Genomic DNA, 1334 nt, shown 5'->3' on the forward strand with positions numbered 1-1334 from the left:
CTCTGGTCGCTGACGGTGTGGTGCCGGACAAGAACCAATCCACGCTGCTGTTCATCCCCAGCCGGGTTTTACCTCGGGGCGACACGCAGAACAGCGTGCACTACCACTGCTGGGTCGGCTTCAGTGGCGCCAACGAGCAGGTCTCGTATCCTGAAACCCTGCGCATAAAGACCACCAACCCCGGCGACCCACCGGGTGACCCTGCACAGCCGGGCATCAATCCCAACCTGGCTGCCCCCGTCAATGTGCCTCCCCGTATCGAAGACCTGAACCAGGTCACCAGCATCCCCGTGAGCATACTGCCGTACACCCACATGACCGAGGGCGATGTAATTACCGTGTTCTGGGGCGGCGCTGGGGTCGATGCCGATCCCCTCACGGCCAGTCAAGTGGGCAGCACGGTCACCGTGGAGGTACCCCGAGATATCGTCAGTGCTCGCCCAGGCGACGGCGTGGTGGTGCGCTATCACGTGTATGACGCCGTAGGCAACTACTCCCTGTACAGTCAAAGCGTGCTATGCGACGTGGTGCCCATCGCGACCTTGCCGGCGCCGCTGATCGTGGCAGCGCCGTCCGGTACCCTGGACATGGACACGCTGGCAGGTTCGGACGTCCAAATCATGGTGCTGCGTGGCAACATCGACCCGGCTGCCGACATCACCCTGCATTTTACCGGTCAGCCCACCGATTGGCCCTACCTGGATTACACCCTGGGTCCGATCAAGCTCGGCACTGTGCCGTTCCACACATTCACCGTGCCCAACGTGCTGGGACGCAGCCTGGTCGACAGCGAGGCGATCGTGTTCTACGAGGCGGTGACGGGCGGCACTACAGAGCGCTCCCTCAACGCCCAGGCGCAGGTGATCGGCACTGCGTTCGACCTGCCCGCGCCGCAGGTGCCCGATGCACTTGGCGGCACCCTGAACCCGCCTGACCTGGGGGCGACGTTCGACATTGTTGCCCCGGCCAATACGGCCTTCATCCACGACGTGCAGGTGCAATTGGTGTGGGACGGGTTCAGTGGGGCCGGCGAGTCGTTTCACCACGAACTGACCAAGACCGTGCTGCTGCCACAAGCCGGGCAGGCGGTGCGGTTCCAGGCCGAAAAAGGCTGGGCGGAAGAGATTTCCGGCGGCTCCGTCGAGGTGAGCTACAACCTCATCGTGCCCGGCACGGCGCCGGTAAGCTACGGCTCCTTGCCGTTGTCACTGAACATCGACGGGCAGGCCACGCTGCTGCCGGCCCCTGGCTTCGAACCGGCACTGACGGCCAACGACGAACTGGATGTGGACGCCCTGACCGGCGAGTTCAATGTGCGGGTCAACGTCACCAAT

1 protein-coding gene is annotated in these 1334 nt (G+C 63.9%); it reads left to right on the forward strand.

Translation table 11 applies throughout. From position 1 onward, the window contains the following. Positions 1 to 1334, forward strand: a 1334-nt coding sequence (locus tag H7993_RS20670) for a hypothetical protein (protein ID WP_425312043.1), incomplete at both ends; no start/stop codon positions are given.

The sequence above is a fragment of the Pseudomonas baltica genome (assembly GCF_014235765.1).
In the GTDB taxonomy this organism is placed as follows: domain Bacteria; phylum Pseudomonadota; class Gammaproteobacteria; order Pseudomonadales; family Pseudomonadaceae; genus Aquipseudomonas; species Aquipseudomonas baltica.